The sequence below is a fragment of the Nocardioides sp. genome (assembly GCF_036503465.1).
Taxonomy (GTDB): Bacteria; Actinomycetota; Actinomycetes; order Propionibacteriales; family Nocardioidaceae; genus Nocardioides.
This window is the reverse complement of record NZ_DASXWU010000067.1, coordinates 1-19,000: the sequence shown is the minus strand read 5'-3', so window position 1 is coordinate 19,000 and position 19,000 is coordinate 1. Positions and strand designations below refer to the sequence as shown.

The following is a 19,000-nucleotide window of genomic DNA, read 5'->3' as shown; positions in this document are numbered from 1 at the left end:
CCCCCAACCGGAACGGGGTGGGGGGTGACCCCATGAGGATAGTCGGGACCGCCGACGGGCCGCCGATCAGCCGCCGCTCACACCTGCGGCGTTGCGCAGGCCCCGCAGCGTCGCGTCGTCGGGGAACGGTCCGCGGCCCTGGGCCGCGAGCGCCTGCAGCAGCGTGACCAGCGCCCCTGAGTACGCCGTGGCCGCGTGCTGTCGGGCCACCAGCGACCAGTGCCAGGGCCGGACCGAGACCGCCTTGCAGATCCGGTCGGCGCGCTGCACCCCTGGTAGCACCCGCCGCGCCAGCGGCGCCATCAGGTCCGCGAGATGGACGCGGAGGCCGTCGACGCCCGCCACCGGACGCACGTAGTTCGTGGTCAGGCCCATCCGGTAGTCCGCGCGGTTCGATGCCTCCGCCAGCCGGAGGTCGCACGTGCGCAGCGCATCCGCCTCGTGCCCGCGCTGCCGGTCGTCGGCGTACCACGCGATCGTCCCGGCCACGAGCACGAGCGTCAGCACCACCCACCACACGCGGCGCCGCCGGCGGGCGCGACCGCCCGTCGCCGGGCCCGCCGGCTCTCGTTCCTGCTCTCGCTCCCGCAGCAGCCGCACCGGCTCGTCGCCGAGCAGCTCGGGCTCGGGGTCCACGCCACCAGTGTGCTCTCCATCACCCGGGGTCGGCGACCCTCCCGACGAACAACGGCGTGCCGTGGGCGGTGTCATGGACGACGAAAAGGTAGGGCCGGTCGAGCACCAGGGTGTGGCTCATGGCCACCGCGCTGTCCGCGACCGCGACAGCGGTCGCCGCGGCCGCCTCCGTCCCGTCCTCGTCCACCGCGACGAACGTCTGGTGCAGCACGGACGAGACGTGGAGGCGCTCGTCGGAGGTCATCCGGGAGAAGTCGGCTCGGCCGTCGTCGAACGCGTCGGTCAGCCCCAGGCTCATGAGAGGGCCGCGGAGGTCAGTGGGGATCCGATAGCGCCACCGCGGCATGGTGACCGCGACCGGCGACTCGCTGGTCGCGGTGAGACCGCCCCGGCCGAGCAGCTCCGCCAGCGCGGCGTCGTGGTCGGCCGTCGGCAGCGCCACGGTCATCGCGAGCGTGCCGGAGCGGTACGGCAGCCGGGCGCCGGTGAAGTGTCGCCCCTCGAGGTAGACGGCCGATCCCTCGGCGTCGCCGTGCATCATCGGGACCTGCACGGTGCTGCCGCCGGCCCGGTGGAACGCCGCCTCGGTGGTCGCCGCCTTCTCGAAGGGGATGTCCCAGGGCGCCTTGAAGTAGAGGGCGTTGACCAGCACCAGGCGGGTGCTCGCGTCGACGGCTCCCTCGGGCAGGATCTCCGGGATGCGGTCGTGCGTCCGGCCGGCGGTCCAGTGGTTGACGATCGCCCGCGCACCCTCGGCGTTGCGCAGGAAGTCGACGTCGTACATCCCGGCGCCGTACTGCTTGGCGAGCACGGTGAGGAACGCCCGGCGCCAGGTCATCGAGCGGTCGCCGAACAGCTGGTCCGCCGACGTCAGCGAGATGGTGCCGTTCTTGCCGTCGCGCAGCCTCACCGGGCCGGCCAGCGCCGCGAGCTCCTGGGTCAGTGCGGCCATCCCGGCGTTGTACGTCGACAGCGAGTCGACGTGCAGCACGTCGAGCATCTGGCTCGCGGTCGCCCCGGCGGCACCGTTGGCGGTCATCGCGAGGGCCGTGGCGATGGAGCAGGGAGACAGCGCCAGGTTGTCGTCCGTGTCCCCGACCTGCTGCCACAGGTCCGTGGCGAACGCCCCCATCGCCGCCACGACATCGGCGACCGCCGACGCGTCGCCGGCGCTCCGCGAGACGTCCGCCTTCACCAGTCGCAGGCCGCTGTCGCTCGCGGGAGGGTCCCCGACCGGGTCGGCGTCCCCGCACGCGGCCAGGACCGGTGCCGCGACTCCGGCTGCTCCCAGGGCTCGCAGGGTCTCTCGACGACTCAGCATGCTGCTGGGACGTCAGCGGACGCTCGCCGGTTCCCGCTCCTCGACGTACGCCGTCGCGCCGGACCCGGCACACGCGCAGTGGTCGCAGGGCAGGAACTGGTGCTCCCCGTGACCGCACCGAGGGCACGGCCGGTCATGACTGAGGTGTGTCGAGATCTCGACGACGGTGTCCCACATGGCCCCTCCCCCTGAGTGCTTCGGGTGCGTTGCGATGAGGAGGGGCGGCGGGCGTGCCTGATACGGGGGCCGGCGGCGAGCTCAGTCGGTGCCGTGGCGGCGTACGAACTCCAGGATCGGTGCGGACAGCTCGGGCCGGCAGACGACCAGGTCGGGAAGGGAGACATCGTCCTGGTTGTAGCGCAGCTCCGAGCCGTCCACACGTGAGCAGAACAGGCCCGCCGCCCGTGCCACCGCGACCGGGGCGGCGTTGTCCCACTCGTACTGCCCGCCGGCATGCACGTACGCATCGGTGACGTCACGCACCACGGAGATGACCTTCACGCCGGCCGATCCCATCGGGACCAGGTCGGCGTCGATCTCCTCGGCCAGGGCCGTCACGAAGGCCGGTGGCCGGGTGCGCGACACAGCGATGCGGGGACGTGCACTCGTCCGCGGTGGTACGACGGGCGGTCGCCCCGTGTGGAAGACCTCGCGCAGGGCGGGCTGGGCGACGGCGCCTGCCGCCAGCTCGCCGTTCTCCCACAGGGCGACGTGGACCGCCCAGTCGTCACGCGGAGGTTCGGAGAACTCCCGCGTGCCGTCGAGCGGATCCACGATCCAGACCCTGGCTGCGCTCAAGCGACGCTTGTCGTCCTTGCCCTCCTCGGAGAGCACGGCGTCGGCCGGCCGGTGCTGAGCCAACAGGTCCGCCAACAGCTCGTGGGCGGCCCTGTCCCCGGCATCCTTGAGCTCCCGGCCGGTCAGCCCCGACTCGCGGACGTCGAGCAGTCGCTCGCCCGCGGTCGTGGCCAACCAGGCCGCCAGTTCGTGGTCATCGGCGTCCGGGGACAGGTCGGTGTCGGTCACGCACCGACCCTAGTCTCCGGTCGTCGTACCGCCGTCAGGAGCAGTTGGCGTTCGGGTCTGTCGGGTCGGCGTCCTTCGGGTCGCACTTGCACGGGTTGAAGGTGTCGAAGAGCACCGTCGCGTGGTACTGGACCGCGTTGTAGGTGTAGAAGATCGTCGCCGACCGCTGCGAGCTCGCCGAGCTGGTCACGATGAACAGCTCCGGGTTGGCACCCGGGGACAGCGTGAGCACGCTTCCCGTCGGGAAGCCGATGGTGGGCTTGCCGCTGATCTGGAAGTCGTCGAGCGTGATGGTGATGTCGCTGGTGGTGTTGTTGTCGAACGTGACCACCATGCGGTACCCGAAGTAGGTCTCACCGTTGTGGGTGCTCTCGCCGGGCAGCTTGCACCCCGACCCGATCCCCTCGACGCAGACGTTGCCGTCTTGGGTGCAGCTGGGACCGCTTCCGGTCGCGAACGCCGGGACGGCGGCGGCGGTCGCGACGACCGGCACCGCCCAAACGCCTGTGCGGACGACTGCGCGTCTGCTGGGCTTGTTCATCTGGTTGTCTCCTGTTCCCTGTGTGCCCCGGACCGAGTGGCCCGCGGCATGTATGGGCGGGAGAGACGTCCTCCGTCGGCCGTCCGGCGGACACGCTGCCGCCGGGCGGGACGCAGGACAGGAACGGCAGTCGGCCGTACGACGATCGCGCGGTCACGCCCAGTGGACGTGGCCGTCGCCGGATGAATCCTCGACACGCGCGAGGAGACGAGCTCCACGATCATTCCCCCATCGGGACCCCCTCGGGTCCCGTCCCGTGGTCGGGCGCTGTGATCGAGTCCCCCGACTCGACGTCCGACCAGGGACATTCTGGACACTGAAGGGGTCCGAGCGCCAGTCCGAAATGGGAATCTTTGCCTAAATTCCTCGTGGTTCCGTCGGGCCACGAGGGGTGCCCTTTCGGATACCGCCGACAACCAGACGCTCGACCCACGGGATCGTGATGCCGGCGTACGACGGAGAAGCGCGCCGGCTCAGGAGTTGAAGCGGGCCTGGGTGCGCTCGAGGCCGTCGGACAGCAGGGACTCGACCGCGTCGGCGGCGGTCGTGACCTGCAGCGGCACCGACTTCCGCTCGGCCGCCGAGTAGTCGGAGAGCACGAAGTCGGCGACGTCCTGGCGTCCCGGCGGCCGGCCGACCCCGATCCGGACGCGATGGAAGTCGCCGGTGCCGAGCGCACTCCTCAAGGAGCGCAGCCCGTTGTGTCCGTTGTCGCCGCCGCCGAGCTTCACGCGCATCGTGTCGAACGGCAGGTCCAGCTCGTCGTGGACGGCGACGATCCGCTCGGGCGGCACCTTGTAGAACGCCGCCAGCTGCTTGACCGACCCACCGACCTCGTTCATGTACGAGCGGGTGCGGACCAGAACGACGCGCGGGCCATCGCTCCCAGGCGGCGCCAGTCGCCCCTCGACGACGTCCGCCCGACCGGACTTGTGCGCCCGGAACGACGCACCCATGCGCTCGGCCAGCTCGGCGGTGACCAGGTAGCCGACATTGTGGCGATGGCCGGCGTACGACGGTCCCGGGTTGCCCAGCCCGACCACGAGCCACACCTGCGCGGGCTCGCCCGCCATCGCGCCCACCTCTCCGGCCTCGGATGACGCACGCGCCCGGGCCGGACCGCGACGCAGCCAGCCCGGGCGGTGCAGGAGCCTCACTCGGCGGTGTCGCCCTCGGCCGAAGCGGCCTCGCCCTCGGCGGCCTCGCCCTCGGCGGACGCGCCCTCGCCCTCGGCAGCCTCGCCCTCCGCGGCCTCGACGGCCTCCTCGGCCTCCTCGTGCACGATGCCGGCCTCGGCCTCGGCCTCGGCGAGCTCGGCCTCGAGCTGCTCGGCGCTCTGCGCCTGGGTGACGTTCACGACCAGCGACTCGGGGTCGGTGAGCAGCGTCGTACCCTCCGGCAGGACCAGGTCGGAGGCGTGGATCTGAGTCCCGATCGCGGCGCCCTCGACGGAGACCTCGATGCGCTCGGGGATGTTGGTGGCCTCGGCCTCGACCTGGACGGTCGCGTGCTCGGTGACGACCAGGGTCTCCGGGGCGGCGTCGCCCGACACGTGGATCGGGACGTCGACGGTGACCTTCTCGCCGCGGCGGACGGCCACGAAGTCGATGTGCTCCAGCACCCGCCGGATCGGGTCGACCTGCACCTGCTTGGTCAGCGCGAGCTGGCTGGAGCCGTCGATGTCGAGCTCCAGGAGCGCGTTCGCACCGCCGTGCTTGAGCGCCATCATCGTGTCGTGACCCGGCAGGGTCACGTGGATCGGGTCGTTGCCGTGGCCGTAGACCACGGCCGGGATCTTGTGCTCGCGGCGGATGCGACGGGCGGCACCCTTGCCGAACTCGGTGCGCTTCTCCGCGGTGATCTTCTCGGGCATGCCGGCGGCTCTCCTCGTTGGTCGCTCTGCGTCTGGGGCGTCTTGGGCGTCTGGCCTGCAACGAGGAACGCCGCGCGACCGGCGCGGCGTGTACGCCGCCCTGTCGATCACGGACACCGTGCCGGCCCCTGTCTGTCCCTGGGGTGCTGGCGCGGCTCCCTCGCCGAGGCAACCACGGCAGTCTAGACAGGCGTGCGCGCCCTGACGAATCCCGACCCGTCTCGAAATCCAGCCGTCCGCCGTCTCATCGCCTCGTCTAGGGTCGGCAGGGTGTCCTCCCTGGCCTATCCCGAGGCGGTCGAACGCTCCGCCCGGATCTCCGACGTCAGCTACCGCATCGAGCTGGACCTGACCTCGCGCGAGGACTTCGAATGCCGCACCACGGTCGCCTTCTCGCTGGCCGACCCCCGGGCCACGACGTTCCTCGAGCTCTCCCACGCCGACCAGCTACGCCTGACCGTCAACGACTCACCCGTCACGTCGCCGGCGTACGACGGCCACCGGATCACCCTGCACGACCTCGGGCCCCGCAACGAGGTCGTGGTCGAGGCCCGCGTTCCCTACGTGAACGACGGCGACGGGATGCACACGTTCACCGACCCCGCCGACGACACCACCTACGTCGCGGCGTACGCGGGGATGGACCTCGCGCGCAAGGTCTTCGCCTGCTTCGACCAGCCCGACCTCAAGGCTCCGATCACGCTGTCGGTCCGGGCGCCGGCGGACTGGACGGTCCTCGCCAACGGCCGCGCGGCCGGCGAGCACGACGGCGTCCGCACGTTCACCACGACGCCGCCGATCTCGACGTACCTCTTCACGGTCTGCGCCGGCCCGTGGCACTCCCGCACCTGGGAGCACGCCGGGCTGCCCTTCGGCTGGCACGCCCGGGCGTCGCTCGCGGACGCGCTCGACCGCGACTTCGAGGAGATGAAGCGCGTCACCGAGGCCTGCTTCGACTTCTACACGAGCGCGTTCGACGAGCCGTACCCCTTCGACTCCTACGACCAGGTGATGGGCCCCGGCCACAACTGGGGCGCGATGGAGACCGCGGGCTGCGTGACGTTCCGCGACGAGTACCTGCCCCGCAACGAGCCGGACGCCGGCGAGATCGTCAACCGCGCCGAGGTGATCGCGCACGAGATGGCGCACATGTGGTTCGGCGACCTGGTGACGATGAAGTGGTGGCAGGACACCTGGCTCAACGAGTCGTTCGCGGACTTCATGGGCTACCACGTGGCCCACGAGGTCGGCGTACCGGGCTCGTGGCCGAACTTCACCCTGAGCCGCAAGCCGAGCGCCTACTCCGCCGACAGGCGCCGCTCGACCCACCCGATCGCGGAGGAGGCCGAGCACCTGGTCGACGTCGACACGGCGTTCAACAACTTCGACATGATCACCTACGCCAAGGGGGCGTCGGTCCTCCACCAGCTCGTCATCTGGCTGGGCTGGGACACCTTCGTGAAGGGCACCAACGTCTACCTCACGCGCCACCGGTTCGGGAACGCCGAGCTCTCGGACTTCCTCGAGGCGCTCGACTCCGTCACCGAGCGTGACGTGCGCGGGTGGGCCGAGGCGTACCTGCGCACCACCGGCTACGACACCATCCGGGTGATCCGCGACGGCGACGTCCCGGTCCTGACGCGTGAGGGCTCGCGTCCTCACAGGTTCTCCGTCGCGGCCCTCGACGACTCGACGGTGACCGAGGTCCGGCTGGTCGACCTCGCCGACGAGCCGCTCGCCCTCCCCGACTTCGCGGGCGCTCCGGTGATCCCCAACGCCGGGGACGAGGCGTACGCCGCGGTCCTGCTCGACGACGTCTCGTGGCAGGCAGCCGTGGACGACCTCGCGACCGTGCCCGACCCGTTGCTCCGGGCGGTGACATGGACCAACGCGATGACGCGCGTGCGGTCCGGGCTGTCGACCACCGCGGAGTACTTCACGATGGTGGAGGGCCACCTCGCCGAGGAGACCGACCCCGTCGTCTTCGACGGGGTCCTCCAGCGCGTGACCCGGGTCGTGGTGCCGCAGTGGACCGCTCCTGAAGCGCTGGCCGGTGCTGAGCGCGTGGTCGCCGACGTGTGTGCGGCCGCGCTCGAGGCCGGCGACGCCGCCCGGGGGCTCGCCGCGATGCGGCGGCTGGCGATGACCACCACCGACGTCCAGCTGCTCCGGCGCTGGCTCGAGTCGGGCAGGGCCCGGCGCGGGCTCGACGTCGACCGCGACACCCGCTGGATCGTCGTACGCCGTCTGGTGGAGCTCGGCGCGGCGGGCACGGATCTGATCGAGGCCGAGGCCGCCGCCGACCGCTCCTCCTACGGACACCAGTCCTCACTGGCAGCCCTCGCCGGCCGACCCGAACCCGGCGCGAAGGAGGACGCCTGGCGGCGGATCTGCGACCCGGCCGTGTCCAACCGTGACTTCACCGCCCTGGTCTCGGGCCTGTGGACGCCCGGCCAGGAGGCGCTGTTCGCGCCGTACCTCGACCGCTACCTCGAGGACGCGCCGCACATCGCGGAGCGCAGCCAGTCGTTCGCCGACGCCGCGGCGTACGCCGCGCCCCGGACGCCGATGGGTCTGGACCGGTTCCGGAGGTTCCGCGACGAGCTCGACGACGCCTCGGCGACTGTCACCAACACCGTGCTCCGGCGCGGGTGGGAGGACACGGTCGACGACTACGACGTGGCGCTGCGGGTGCGGCAGGCCGGGTGACCTGGCTGCGGACGGTTCATCACGCTGAGTGGTCGAATCGGCACTCGGCAAGCGGAGTTCACCGGGCCCAGTGCTGGTTCATCTACCCAGCGTGATGGACCGGCCACCCCCGGCACCGTCACGGGGTTTCGACGCGGTCAGGCCTGGCCGTCGAACATCTTGGTGACCGACCCGTCCTCGAAGACCTCCTTGATGGCCTGGGAGAGCAGCGGGGCGATCGACAGGCAGGTCAGCTTGTCGAAGCGCTTCTCGTCGGGGATCGGCAGTGTGTTGGTGACCACGATCTCGGTGACCACGCTGTTCTTCAGCCGGTCGACCGCGTCTCCCGAGAGGATCGGGTGGGTGGCGGCGATGACCACCCCGGCCGCACCGTCCCGCGCCAGAGCCTCGGCCGCGTGCACGATCGTGCCGCCGGTGTCGATCATGTCGTCGACCAGGATGCAGATGCGGCCACTGACGTCGCCGACCACGCGGTTGGCGACGGTCTCGTTGGGTCGGTCCTTGCGGCGCGTCTTGTGGATGAACGCCAGCGGCGCGCCGTTCAGCCGCGACGACCAGCGCTCGGCGACCCGGATCCGGCCGGCATCTGGGCTGACCACCATGAGCTCGTGGTCGCCGTACTTCTCCTTGACGTACGACGCGAGGATCGGCAGCGCGAACAGGTGGTCGACGGGGCCGTCGAAGAAACCCTGGATCTGGTCGGCGTGCAGGTCGACGGTGATCAGCCGGTCGGCGCCGGCGGTCTTGAACATGTCGGCCACCAGCCGCGCCGAGATCGGCTCACGGCCGCGATGCTTCTTGTCCTGGCGCGCGTAACCGTAGAAGGGCATCACCACGGTGATCCGCTTGGCACTGGCCCGCTTCAGAGCGTCGACCATGATCAGGTGCTCCATCAGCCACTCGTTGATCGGCGCGGTGTGGCTCTGGATCACGAAGGCGTCGGAGCCGCGCACCGACTCCTCGTAGCGGACGTAGGTCTCGGAGTTGGCGAACTCGTAGGCCTGCGTGGGCACCAACTCGATGCCGAGACCGGCGACGACCTCGTCGGCCAGCGCGGGATGAGCCCGTCCGGAGAAGACCATCAGATGCTTCTCGGTGGTCCTCTTCGTCGTCGAGCTCACAGGTCAGGATTCTCCCTCATCGTCCGCCGGGTCTCGCACCGAGGTGGGCTCGGACTCGCGCGGAACGCGCCGGTCGAGGTTGCGCTGTGGCCCGCCCGAGACGGCGAGGTTGCCGGGCGGCACGTCACGTCGTACGACGGCGCCTCCTCCGGTCATCGCGCCGTCGCCGATCGAGACCGGGGCGACGAAGGTGTTGTTGGCCCCGGTCTTGGCGCCCTTGCCGACGGTGGTGCGGTGCTTCCGGGTGCCGTCGTAGTTGGCGAAGATCGTGCCCGCCCCGATGTTGGTGCCCTCACCGATCTCGGCGTCCCCGACGTACGACAGGTGCGGCACCTTGGCACCTGCGCCGATCGTGGCGTTCTTGGTCTCGACGAAGGTCCCGATCTTGCCTCCGAGCCCGAGCGCCGTCCCGGGCCGGAGGTAGGCATAGGGACCGACGTTCGCACCGTCACCCACGACCGCGAGCTCGCCGTGCGCGCGCACGACCCGGGCGCCGGCCCCGATCTCGCAGTCCTTGAGAGAGGTGTCCGGACCGATCACCGTGTCCTCGCCGACGACGGTGGCGCCGAGCAGCTGGGTGTTCGGCAGCAGGATCACGTCGGGCGCGAGCCGGACGTCGGTCTCGATCCAGGTGGTCCCGGGGTCCATCACGGTGACACCGTCGCGCATCCACCGCTCGACGATGCGGCGGTTGAGCTCGCGGCCGAGGTGGGCGAGCTGCACCCGGTCGTTCGCGCCCTCGGTCTGGATCACGTCCTCGAGCGGGAACGCACCCACCGTCAGTCCAGCCTCGCGGGCCAGGCCGACGGTGTCGGTGAGGTAGTACTCCCCCTTGGCGTTGTCGTTGCCGATCCGGGGCAGCACGTCGACCAGGAACTCCGCGTCGAAGGCGAAGATCCCGGAGCCGATCTCGTGGATCTCCCGCTGCTCGGGGGTGGCGTCCCGCTCCTCGACGATCCCTTCGACGTCGCCCTCGTCGTTGCGCACGATCCGCCCGTAGCCGAACGGGTTGTCGACGACGCCGCTCAGCACGCTCACCGCGCTCTGGGCGGCTTCGTGCTCCAGGGCGAAGTCGCGCAGGCTGTCCCCACGCAGCAGCGGGGTGTCGCCGTACACGACCAGGACCGTGCCGGACGACGTACCGGCGGCGTCGACGGCGATGCGTACGGCGTGCCCGGTGCCCTGCTGGTCGTCCTGCACCGCGAGCACGACGTCGGGCATCAACGCCTGGATGTGGGGCCCCACCTGGTCGCGCTGGTGGCCCACCACCGCGACGACCCGGGTCGGCGCAAGCGCCGCGACGGCGGCGAGGACGTGGCCGACCATGCTGCGGCCGCCGATCTCGTGCAGGACCTTGGCCGTCTTCGACCTCATGCGGGTGCCTCCGCCCGCCGCCAGCACGATCACGGTGAGGTCGCTCGCCATGAGGACCAACGTATCCCCCGCGCTCCGGCCCCGTGCCATCCTCCGAAAGGCCGATCCTTCTTCCGGCGCCACGGGTCGTGTGCCTGAGGACGGTCCATGGACCGCCCTCAGGCACAGCACCCTTAACCTCTACCTACGCATTCCCCGGTTGGTCTGTCGGCAGGGCCCGCCTGACTTTGAATCAGGACTAGCGACGTAGGTTCGACTCCTACCCGGGGAGCCGAGGCAGGTTCGGGCTCAGCCGTTCCAGTGGATGGTGATCACGGGCACGTCCGGGGTGGAGCTGGGGTGACCGGTGACGGTTCCGGTGATGCCCTTGTAGACGCCCGTGCCGCCGACGACCTTGCCCGTGATGGCGCCGGTGTCGACGCTGACCGTGGCCTTGAAGCGCATCTGGCCACGCGGACGCGCGAGGCTGACGTAGCAGTGGGCCTGGTGGGTCGTGAAGTCGAAGGCGCAGGTGTTGGCGGTGTAGCCGATCGTGCGGCCGGAGCTGGCGGCCCGGTCGCTCTCGATCAGCAGGTGTCCGCCCGTGCCGGCGTTGGTGCTGCCGAGGGTGTGGGACCTGAAGGTCAGCGTGTGGCTCCTGGCGCTGTCCGAGGCGGACGCCGTACCGGCCGTCGTGCTCGCGACGAGGGCCCCGGCGGCCAACGCACCGGCCACGGTGCAGATGACGGAGGTGCGGTTCATGGTCGAGCTCCTTTGGGTTCTGGCGGCCCGTGCGGCCGGCTGCACCAGGGTCGACGAGCCTGCTCCCACCGACGAGGGCACCGACACCGTCGACGGCTGGGAAGAACTCCCAGGCCGCGTGGGAAACCGCCCCTTGCCGGACTGACCAGCGGGACTCACCCTTGTCCCCATGCGCGGCGCGAGAGCACGGACGACCCTCCTGTGGGGCGTGATCGCGGTCGCCCTGGTGCTGTCCGCGGCGGGCCTGACCGTCTCCATCGCGGTCGACGGTGACCACACGGTGGTCGACGCTCTGCTGGGCGTGGCGGTGGTGGGCCTGTTCGACGTCACCGGCGCAGTGGTCGTGGCCGCCCGTCCGCGGCACCCGATCGGCTGGCTGCTGCTGTGGGGAGGCACCGCCTGGTCGGTGAGCAACGCCGCCATCGACGCCGGGACCTACGGCCTGAGCCACCCCGGCACGCTCCATGCGGTCTCGGCCCTGCTACTGGTCGGCGGCGTGATCCGCGACGTCGGGTGGTTCAGCCTCATCCTGGGGCTGCCGATCTTCTTCCCCACCGGCCGGATCGCCTCACTGCGATGGCGCTGGCTCCCCCGTCTCCTGGTGGTCGTCAACGTCGCCGCGGTGGCCAACACGTTGCTCGCGCCGGATGCCGACCTCGGGCTCACGGGCTGGCACAACCCCCTGGCACCGTCGGGGATCCTGCGCGTCCTGGAGCCTGTCTCCTTCTTCCTGAGCATCCCCCTGGCTCTGGTCCTCGTCGTCCTGGCTCTCCTGCAGCTGCGGGAGCGATGGCGGCGCGGCACTCCGCTCGAGCGTCAGCAGATCCGCATCGTCGCGGTGACCGCCGGGCTGCCGATCCTGGCCGCGCCGCTCGCGTTCATCCCGGGCCTTCCCGGCGACCCGTTCTCCGTCCTGGTGCTGCCGCTCCCGGTCAGCATCGGGTTCGCCGTGCTGGCGCGTCGCCTCTACGACCTGCGTACGGCGGCGAACCGGACCGCGGTCTGGATCCTGCTCTCGGCACTGGTCGCGGGCATCTACGCGCTCGTCATCGCCGCCCTCGGCGGTGTGCTGGACACGGGCACGGTGGCCTGGCTCCCGGCGGTGGCGGTCGGCGTGGTCGCGGTGTCGTTCGCGCCGTTGCGCGACCTGCTCCAGCGGGGCGTGGATCGCGTGCTCTTCGGACGCTGGCAGGAGCCCTACGAGGTGCTCGCGCGGCTCGGCCAGCGACTCGAGGCCACCGCCGACATCGACCGTCTGCTGCAGGAGGCGACCACCGAGCTCGCCGCACTGGGGCTCCGCCGGGTCCGGATCGAGAACGCCCACGGCCACGTGCTCGCCGCGGCGGCGGACGACCTCGGGTCGACGGATCCTGCGCAGGACGAACAGATACCGCTGCTCGTGTACGGCGAGCGCGTGGGTACGTTGCGCTTCGACCAGCCGGCCACGCGCCTGCGGCCGGCCGACCGGCGGCTGCTGGAGGATCTCGCCGTTCACCTCGGCGGCGTGCTGCACGACCACCGGCTCACCCAGGACCTCCAGAGAGCCCTCGAGCGGGTGGTCCTGGCCCGGGAGGAGGAGCGCCGCCGGCTGCGACGCGACCTCCACGACGGCCTCGGCCCGGCGCTCGCGGGTCACCTGCTGCGCCTCGACGTGATCGCCCGCGAGGTCGATCCCGACGGGCACGCCGCCCAGCTGGTGCGGGCACTGCGGGAGGAGCTGCGCGCCACCGTCCTCGACGTACGCCGGGTGGTCGAGGGCCTGCGGCCGCCCGCCCTCGACGAGCTGGGCCTGGCCGGTGCGGTCGAGCAGTCGGTCCACCGCCTCACCGCTGGGACCGGAATGCGCGTGGAGGTGGAGGTCGCTCCGCTGCCGCCGCTCCCGGCCGCGGCCGAGGTGGCGGCGTTCCGGATCATCACCGAGGCGGTCACCAACGTGGTCCGGCACGCGGAGGCCGGGTGGTGCCGGGTGACCCTGGAGCCCGCGGCCGGTCTGCTCCGGCTCGTCGTGGAGGACGACGGCGTCGGCATCGGACCGTCCCGGTCGGCCGGGAACGGACTGCACACGATGCGGGAGCGTGCCGAGGAGATGCGCGGCAGCGTGATCGTGACCTGCGAGAGGGGCACGCGCGTCGTCGCCGAGCTGCCCGTGCCGACGCCCACTCCCGCGCCGGCCCCGACACCCACGTCCACACCTCCCCTTCCCTCTGTCGCAGAGGTGGTCGCGTCATGACGGTCCGTGTGCTGGTCGTCGACGACCACCCGGTGTTCCGCGAAGGGCTCGCCGCGTCATTGGCGGCCATCCCCGGCATCGAGGTGGTCGGCCGCGCCGCCGACGGCCCCGAGGCGGTCGAGGCGGCCGCTACCGGGACGGCCGACGTCGTGCTGATGGACCTCAACCTCCCGTCGATGTCGGGGGTCGAGGCCACCGCCTTGACCTGCGCGCTCCCGGATCCCCCGGCGGTCCTCGTGGTGACCATGGTCGACGACGACGACACCGTGCTGGCGGCGATGCGTGCCGGGGCCCGGGGCTACGTCCTCAAGGGGTCGACCGGCGAGGAGATCGCTGCGGCGGTGACGACGGTCGCCTCGGGCGGCGCGGTCTTCGGCCCGGGCGTCGCGTCCCGGTTGCTGGCGGCCGCGGCCACCGGTGACCGACCGGGGCCGGGTCGCCCGTCGTCGTTCGCGGGACTCACGGAGCGGGAGGCCGACGTCCTCGAGCTGCTCGGCGAGGGGCGCAGCAACCAGCAGATCGCCCGCGACCTGGGTCTGAGCGTGAAGACGGTGCAGAACTACGTCTCACGCATCCTCGACAAGCTCCAGGTCCGCGACCGCACCCAGGCAGCCCTCCGCGTCCGCGGCGAGCACGTCGGCGGCGGCCAGGTCGGCTGAGAACCGTGCGCGCGTGCGTGCTGGGCCCCTGATCGTCGCGCGCGCCGAACGCCGCGGACTTCCGCCCTAAGGTGTCGGGGTGGACCTTCCCGTGATGCCCCCGGTGCGCCCGATGTTGGCCAAGAGCGTCAAGGGCATCCCCGACCCCGCCCAGCACACGGTCGGTGACGTCCCGGGGCTGAGCTTCGAGCCGAAGTGGGACGGCTTCCGCTGCCTGGTCTTCAAGGACGGCGACGACGTCGAGCTGGCGAGCCGGAACACCAAGCCGCTGACCCGGTACTTCCCCGAGGTCGTCACGGCGATGCGGGAGGCGCTTCCCGACCGGGTGGTGCTCGACGGAGAGATCTTCGTGGCGCTGCGCAGCGACGACGGCGTCGACCGGCTGGAGTTCGAGGTGCTCCAGGAACGCATCCACCCGGCGAAGAGCCGGATCGACATGCTCGCCGAGAAGACGCCGGCCGGGTTCGTCGCCTTCGACCTGCTGGCGCTGGGCGACACGGCGTACGTCGAGCGGCCGTTCGCCGACCGACGCGCCGCCCTGGAGGAGGCGCTCGGCGACCTGACCGGTCCCTGCTTCGTCACCCGCACCACCACCGATCCCGCGAAGGCGGAGGAGTGGTTCCACCAGTTCGAGGGCGCCGGCCTCGACGGCGTGGTCGCCAAGCCGCTGGGCGCGCCGTACGTCGAGAACGCCCGGACCATGCTCAAGATCAAGCACGAGCGCACCGCCGACGTCGTCGTCGCGGGCTACCGCGAGCACAAGACCAGCACGCCGGAGCGGCCGCTGCTCGGGAGCCTCCTGCTCGGCTTGTACGTCGACGGGTCGCTGCAGCACGTCGGCGTCAGCGCCAGCTTCACCGAGAGCCGACGGGCCGAGCTGATCGAGCAGCTGCAGCCGCTGGTGGTCCCGATCGAGGAGCATCCGTGGGGTCAGTGGGCGGAGTTCCTGGTCGCCAACCCGGACCGGGTGCCGGGCACCCAGAGCCGGTGGAGCCAGGGCAAGGACCTCAGCTTCACCCCGCTGCGGCCCGACCTGGTGATCGAGGTCGCCTACGACCACATGGAGGGCCGACGCTTCCGGCACACCGCGCAGTTCCGGCGCTGGCGCACCGACCGTGACCCCGAGAGCTGCGGCTACGACCAGCTCGAGGAGCCGGTCTCCTACGACCTCACCGACGTGCTCGGCGGGCGCCCGGTTTCGTGAGCAAGTGGCTAGGCTCCAGGCTGAACACCGAGTACGGGGAGTCGAGATGAGCGAGATCTACACCGTCGTACTGCTGGTCGAGCAGGCCCTCTCCGGCGCCGATGCCGCCCAGGTGAGATCGCTGCACGAGAGCCTCGAGGAGGAGGTCCGCTACCACGTCCTGCTGCCCGTCGAGGACGCCGCGGCGCGCGTCGAGGCGGCCATGGGCGCGGTCTCCGCCGACACCATGACCGCGCCGAGGATGCCGTTGGACCCGGAGGCGGTCGAGACGGTCCGCCAGGAGAGCGAGCGCGAGTCGTCGCGCGACCTGGCCGCCACCCTCGAGGCGCTGCGGGCGGCCGGGGCGACCGCCGACGGGAAGGTCGTCGACGACGAGCCGATCCACGCGCTGGCGGCAGCGGTCGCCGAGCTCGACGGCCGCGAGGCGATCATCCTGACCCGGTCGCACGTGGTGTCTGAGTTCTTCCACCTGGACTGGACGTCGCGAGCGCGCCGCAAGATCGGCGTACCGGTGCTGCACCTCCTCGAGCACGAGAACTTCGACGAGCAGGCGGGATCGGGCGAGGGCGTCACCGGCCTGTGACCTCGCCATGAGCGTGGCCGGGATCTTCCTGACCCATCGGGACACGCCGCGGATACGCCGCCACTTCGAGCGGCTGGCCGCCGAGAGCGGTGACCTGGTCACCTGGCATCTCGTGCTCAGCCACGACGCCTACCCCCGACCCACCGCGCCGTTCGGCTACGACGACCCGGCCGAGGTGCTGCCGAGCCGGTACGCCGCGATGGCCGAGCACGGTGGGGTGCAGGGCGGCTACCTCGACACCCTGCTGGTGCCGGTGCTCCTGGGACTCACCGCCGAGCACCCGGCCGACCACCTCTGGCTCTGCGAGTACGACGTGGACTTCGCCGGGAGGTGGGGCGACCTGTTCGCCCGGTTCGCCGACGACGAGGCGGACCTGCTGACCACGACGGTGATGTACCGCCACGAGCAGCCGACGTGGCCGTGGTGGCACTCCGCGCGTGCCCCGCACGACGTACCCGAGGAGCGGTGGGTGCGCTCGTTCAACCCGCTGATGCGCGTGTCGCCGCGGCTGCTGTCGGCCTACGCGTCGGCGATGTCGGAGGAGTGGCAGGGGCACTACGAGTTCACGCTGGTGACGGCCGCCGTGGCCGCCGGGCTGAGCGTCGCGGACCTCGGCGGGGAGGGTTCGTTCGTGCCGCCCGGTCGCGAGCGGGGCGCGTACGTCGGCAAGTCGCCGGCGGGCCGTCCGGAGGACCTGACCTTCGGGTTCCGGCCGGTCCGCGACGACTACTTCCACGAGCGACCCGAGGCGTTCGAGCGGCCGGGACTGCTCTACCACCCCGTCAAGCCGGGGGTGGAGGCGTGGACCCGGGAGACGATGAACCGCGCTTGAGCCTCTGGTGGCGACGCCGGTTCGCCTTCAGCAGGCGGCGGAGGCGCCGGGCGGCAGCCGGGTCCACGGCGTCCCCCCTCTCGTCGAGCACCTCGAGGAAGGTCCCTGTCCGTGAGCCGAGCCGCGGCGGCTTGAGCACGAGGTCGATCAGGAGCCGGACCGGACCCGAGCCGTCGCCGGGCCGCGTGAACGCTCGTGACGCGGCACCCGGGATCCAGCCCGAGGCGTTGGCCGCGTGCAGCCGGTGGTCGATCAGCGGCTCCATCAGGTTCCGACGCTGGCCGAAGGCCGTGGACAGCAGGGCGACCCAGAAGTCGTGCGACACCCGCGCGTCCGGCGGCGGCCAGCCCCAGGTCTCGACGAAGCCGCGGGTCACGGCCATGCTGCAGCCCTTGAGCGCAGCGACCGGCGGGAAGCCACGCTCGGCGAGCAGGTCGTAGTACGACGAGGCGACCGGCGTACCGTCCTCGGTCGCCAGCGCGAAGTCGTGGAAGAACGCGAGCGGCATGCGTCGGCGTACCTGCTGGGCGACGGTGGCGAGCTTCGGCGGCCGCCACACGTCGTCCTGGTCGGCGAAGAAGATGACGTGGCCGGAGCAGGCCCGGCTCGCGGCGACGAAGTTCTGCGCGTAGCCGAGCCGGGGACCGCCGGCGATCACCTCGACCCGGAACGGCACGCGTCGCGCGAACGCGTGGAGGATGCCGACGGTGCCGTCCTCGGAGGCGTCGTCGCGGACGACCAGCTCGTCGGGTCGTCGGGTCTGCGCGGCCAGGCTCTCCAGCATCTCCGGCAGGTAGCGCTCCCCGTTGTACGTCGCCATCGCGACCGAGACGGCGGGCCGGCCGAGCACCGCCGACCGCCACGAACGCATGCGGAAACCCTAGGGCGTGCCCGTGGCCGCAGGCCGACCACCCGAAGCGGACCCGTCAGTCGACGATCCGGTTGCCCTGCTCGTCCCAGTGGGCCGCGACCTTCTTGCTCGGCTGCACCCGCGGCGGCTCGCCCGGCATCTTCGGATAGTCCGGGGGGTAGTTGAGCTCGACCGCGCCCTGCTCCTCGAAGAGCCTCAGCAACGGCTCCAGGGAGTAGTGCTCGTCGTCGATCGTCGCCCACGGGTCGCCGTCGGTGAGGCGGTCCGGGACGGTGAAGAGGTTGTACGCCGCCGGGTCGGTCACGTCCCTCAGCTCGTCCCAGGTCATGGGTGTCGAGACGGGCGCGCCCGGGATCGGGCGGAGGGAGTACGCCGAGGCGATGGTGCGGTCGCGGTTGTTCTGGTTGAAGTCCACGAAGATCCGCTCGCCACGCTCCTCCTTCCACCAGGCGGTCGTGACGCCGTCGTCGCGCTTCTCCAGCTCCCGACCGAAGCCGATCGCGGCGTGCCGGACGTCGACGAACTCCCACCGCGGCTCGATCCGCACGTAGATGTGGACGCCGCGGTTTCCGCTGGTCTTCGGGTAGCCCTCCAGGCCGAGCTCCTCCAGCAGCTCCCTCGCGACCAGCGCCACCCGCACCGCGTCCGCGAACGTCGTTCCCGGCTGCGGGTCGAGGTCGATCCTGAGCTCGTCCGGGCGGTCCACGTCGTCGCGGCGTACCGGCCAGGGGTGGAAGGTGAGCGTGCCCATGTGCGCGCACCAGACCGGGACGGCGATCTCGGTCGGGCAGACCTCGTCCGCCGTACGCCCGGAGGGGAAGGTGACCTGCACCGACTCGAGGTAGTCGGGGGCCCCCTTGGGCACGCGCTTCTGGTAGAACGCGTCGGCGTCCTTGTCCGTGGTGCTCGTCGCCAGCCTCATGCCCGGACGCACACCCGCGGTCCAGCGCTCCAGGGCCGTCGGCCGGTGACGCAGGGCGCGCATCAGCCCGTCGTCCACGCTGGCGAAGTACTCCGCCACCATCAGCTTGGTGACCTCGGGGGTGCGGTCGGTCGCCTCGTAGATGATCCGGTCCGGACTGCTCACCCGCACCGAGCGCTCCCCTGCCTGTACCTCCGCTGCGGGCGTCTTGGGCATGCCGTCAGGCTAGCCGGATGGGTCGTCCCTGGGAGGGAGCAGGACTGGTGCCCGCCGGTAGCCTGGAGGCATGGGTTACCAGGTGGAGAAGAGCGACGAGGAGTGGCGCGAGCGGTTGTCCCCGGAGGAGTACGCCGTACT

At 71.4% G+C, this 19,000-nt stretch carries 18 protein-coding genes and 1 tRNA gene; 7 read left to right on the top strand and 12 right to left on the bottom strand.

Annotated elements, in window-relative coordinates:
* Positions 1-66: 66 nt before the first annotated feature.
* The 7 genes from VGK78_RS13120 to VGK78_RS13090 form a co-directional block, all read right to left on the bottom strand.
* The gene (locus VGK78_RS13120; protein WP_331528097.1) at positions 67-636 is read right to left on the bottom strand and encodes a hypothetical protein; all 570 of its coding nucleotides are present in this window, start codon (positions 634-636) and stop codon (positions 67-69) included.
* A gap of 19 nt (positions 637-655) precedes the next feature.
* A complete protein-coding gene (locus VGK78_RS13115) occupies positions 656-1,957 on the bottom strand; it encodes a serpin family protein (protein WP_331528096.1) in 1,302 nt (433 codons plus the stop codon).
* A 12-nt stretch (positions 1,958-1,969) separates the two neighbouring features.
* Positions 1,970-2,134, bottom strand: a complete 165-nt coding sequence (locus tag VGK78_RS13110; RefSeq protein ID WP_331528095.1) for a hypothetical protein — start codon at positions 2,132-2,134, stop codon at positions 1,970-1,972.
* A gap of 81 nt (positions 2,135-2,215) precedes the next feature.
* Positions 2,216-2,983: a 3'(2'),5'-bisphosphate nucleotidase CysQ gene (locus VGK78_RS13105; protein WP_331528094.1), complete on the bottom strand. Its 768-nt coding sequence runs from the start codon at positions 2,981-2,983 to the stop codon at positions 2,216-2,218.
* Between the two features lie 34 nt (positions 2,984-3,017).
* Positions 3,018-3,524 (bottom strand): hypothetical protein, encoded by a 507-nt coding sequence (locus VGK78_RS13100; protein WP_331528093.1) that lies wholly within the window; start codon positions 3,522-3,524, stop codon positions 3,018-3,020.
* A 473-nt stretch (positions 3,525-3,997) separates the two neighbouring features.
* Entirely contained in the window at positions 3,998-4,597 is a 600-nt protein-coding gene (gene pth / locus VGK78_RS13095; protein WP_331528092.1) for an aminoacyl-tRNA hydrolase, read from the bottom strand.
* Between the two features lie 80 nt (positions 4,598-4,677).
* Positions 4,678-5,397 (bottom strand): 50S ribosomal protein L25/general stress protein Ctc, encoded by a 720-nt coding sequence (locus tag VGK78_RS13090; RefSeq protein WP_331528091.1) that lies wholly within the window; start codon positions 5,395-5,397, stop codon positions 4,678-4,680.
* 270 nt (positions 5,398-5,667) lie between these two features.
* Here VGK78_RS13090 and pepN point away from each other — a divergent pair, with 270 nt between their 5' ends.
* Positions 5,668-8,106, top strand: a complete 2,439-nt coding sequence (gene pepN, locus VGK78_RS13085) for an aminopeptidase N (protein WP_331528090.1) — start codon at positions 5,668-5,670, stop codon at positions 8,104-8,106.
* Positions 8,107-8,243: 137 nt separating this feature from the next.
* On the opposite strand, the gene VGK78_RS13080 is transcribed toward pepN, so the two are convergent.
* Together VGK78_RS13080 and glmU are read right to left on the bottom strand one after the other, a co-directional pair.
* The gene (locus tag VGK78_RS13080) at positions 8,244-9,227 is read right to left on the bottom strand and encodes a ribose-phosphate diphosphokinase (RefSeq protein WP_331528089.1); all 984 of its coding nucleotides are present in this window, start codon (positions 9,225-9,227) and stop codon (positions 8,244-8,246) included.
* Between the two features lie 3 nt (positions 9,228-9,230).
* Positions 9,231-10,652: a bifunctional UDP-N-acetylglucosamine diphosphorylase/glucosamine-1-phosphate N-acetyltransferase GlmU gene (glmU, locus tag VGK78_RS13075; protein ID WP_331528088.1), complete on the bottom strand. Its 1,422-nt coding sequence runs from the start codon at positions 10,650-10,652 to the stop codon at positions 9,231-9,233.
* 141 nt (positions 10,653-10,793) lie between these two features.
* Here glmU and VGK78_RS13070 point away from each other — a divergent pair.
* Positions 10,794-10,872: transfer RNA gene (locus VGK78_RS13070), tRNA-Gln, on the top strand.
* A gap of 17 nt (positions 10,873-10,889) precedes the next feature.
* Here the strand turns inward: VGK78_RS13070 and VGK78_RS13065 are convergent.
* On the bottom strand, positions 10,890-11,342 hold the full coding sequence (locus tag VGK78_RS13065) for a hypothetical protein (RefSeq protein WP_331528087.1): 453 nt from the start codon (positions 11,340-11,342) through the stop codon (positions 10,890-10,892).
* 169 nt (positions 11,343-11,511) lie between these two features.
* On the opposite strand from VGK78_RS13065, the gene VGK78_RS13060 reads away from it, so the two are divergent.
* From VGK78_RS13060 to VGK78_RS13040, 5 genes are all read left to right on the top strand, one after another.
* Entirely contained in the window at positions 11,512-13,572 is a 2,061-nt protein-coding gene (locus tag VGK78_RS13060) for a sensor histidine kinase (protein ID WP_331528086.1), read from the top strand.
* Positions 13,569-14,231 (top strand): response regulator transcription factor, encoded by a 663-nt coding sequence (locus VGK78_RS13055; protein WP_331528085.1) that lies wholly within the window; start codon positions 13,569-13,571, stop codon positions 14,229-14,231. The genes VGK78_RS13060 and VGK78_RS13055 overlap by 4 nt, the downstream gene beginning before the upstream one ends.
* A 79-nt stretch (positions 14,232-14,310) precedes the next feature.
* Complete coding sequence (locus tag VGK78_RS13050; protein WP_331528083.1) at positions 14,311-15,435, top strand: ATP-dependent DNA ligase; 1,125 nt, start codon at positions 14,311-14,313, stop codon at positions 15,433-15,435.
* A gap of 46 nt (positions 15,436-15,481) precedes the next feature.
* Positions 15,482-16,018: a hypothetical protein gene (locus VGK78_RS13045; RefSeq protein WP_331528082.1), complete on the top strand. Its 537-nt coding sequence runs from the start codon at positions 15,482-15,484 to the stop codon at positions 16,016-16,018.
* Positions 16,019-16,025: 7 nt separating this feature from the next.
* Positions 16,026-16,850 carry a hypothetical protein gene (locus tag VGK78_RS13040; RefSeq protein WP_331528081.1) on the top strand — a complete coding sequence of 275 codons (825 nt, stop codon included), beginning with the start codon at positions 16,026-16,028 and terminating at the stop codon, positions 16,848-16,850.
* Here the strand turns inward: VGK78_RS13040 and VGK78_RS13035 are convergent.
* Positions 16,801-17,721, bottom strand: a complete 921-nt coding sequence (locus VGK78_RS13035; RefSeq protein WP_331528080.1) for a glycosyltransferase — start codon at positions 17,719-17,721, stop codon at positions 16,801-16,803. The genes VGK78_RS13040 and VGK78_RS13035 overlap by 50 nt on opposite strands.
* Positions 17,722-17,776: 55 nt before the next feature.
* On the bottom strand, positions 17,777-18,859 hold the full coding sequence (locus tag VGK78_RS13030; protein ID WP_331528079.1) for a DNA polymerase domain-containing protein: 1,083 nt from the start codon (positions 18,857-18,859) through the stop codon (positions 17,777-17,779).
* Between the last annotated feature and the right edge of the window lie 141 nt (positions 18,860-19,000).